The sequence below is a fragment of the Endozoicomonas sp. SESOKO3 genome (assembly GCF_024606255.1).
On record NZ_JAHHPR010000047.1, the window covers coordinates 1 to 1,059 of the forward strand.

The following is a 1,059-nucleotide window of genomic DNA, read 5'->3' on the forward strand; positions in this document are numbered from 1 at the left end:
GTGTGACACCATAAAACATGTAGCGTTCACTGGCTCAGTCCCTGCTGGAGCGGCAATAGAGAAAGCGGCTGCCGGACAATTCATAGGTATGGGGCTGGAGCTGGGTGGCAAAGATCCTGCCTACATCAGAGCGGACGCTGATCTGGATTCAGCGACGGACACGGTTATAGACGGTGCTTTCTTTAACTCCGGTCAATCTTGCTGCGGCATAGAAAGGCTCTATGTACATGAAGATGTTTATGATGCATTTGTTGAAAAAGCTGTTGCTCTGGTGAAGCAGTATCGTCTCGGACGACCCGATGATCCTGAAACCACTCTGGGCCCGCTGGTGAAAAGCAGTGCTGCGGACTTTGTCAGGGGGCAGGTGGAAGAAGCTATTTCACAGGGGGCGGTTGCCCATATTGACCCGGCCTTGTTCCCAGAGCATGAGCCGGGCACTCCCTATCTTGCTCCCCAGTTGCTCACACACGTGAACCACACTATGCGGGTGATGACGGAAGAAAGTTTCGGACCTGTTTTGGGGATTCAAAAAGTCTCTTCCGATGAAGAAGCGGTCCGCCTGATGAACGACAGTGAGTTTGGACTGACGGCCGCTATTTTCTCAAGGGATATTGAGCGAGCCGTTGAACTGGGCCGTCAGGTGCAAACCGGCACTTTTTTTGTCAATCGCTGTGATTATCTTGACCCGGCCCTGGCCTGGACTGGCATTAAAAACTCAGGTCGGGGCTGTACTTTGTCGGTGTTGGGTTTTGATGCCCTTACCCGACCCAAATCCTTTCACATCAAGCACGGTTGAAGCAGTAAGGAAACGTCAATGGACATTGAACAGTACACAGCTAACTGGAATTTTCCGACAGCTATTCGTGCAGGGGCTGGCCGTATCAAAGATCTGCCCGCTGCCTGTATTGAATTGGGGATGAAAAAACCACTCATTATTACTGATCCGGGGTTGTCTCAGTTGCCTATGATTCAGGAGGCTCGTTTACTGGTCAGCTCTGCTCTTGACGGGTGCGGTCTGTTTTCCGGCATCAAGGGTAATCCAACCGGTGAGAATGTGTC

2 protein-coding genes are annotated in these 1,059 nt (G+C 51.7%); both read left to right on the forward strand.

The annotated features are described in order from the left end of the window. Positions 1-796 (forward strand): aldehyde dehydrogenase family protein (locus KDK18_RS00790; RefSeq protein ID WP_257252492.1); only part of this gene is annotated, 796 nt, incomplete at its 5' end. Positions 797-814: 18 nt separating this feature from the next. Next, positions 815-1,059 (forward strand): iron-containing alcohol dehydrogenase (locus KDK18_RS00795; RefSeq protein WP_257252494.1); only part of this gene is annotated, 245 nt, incomplete at its 3' end.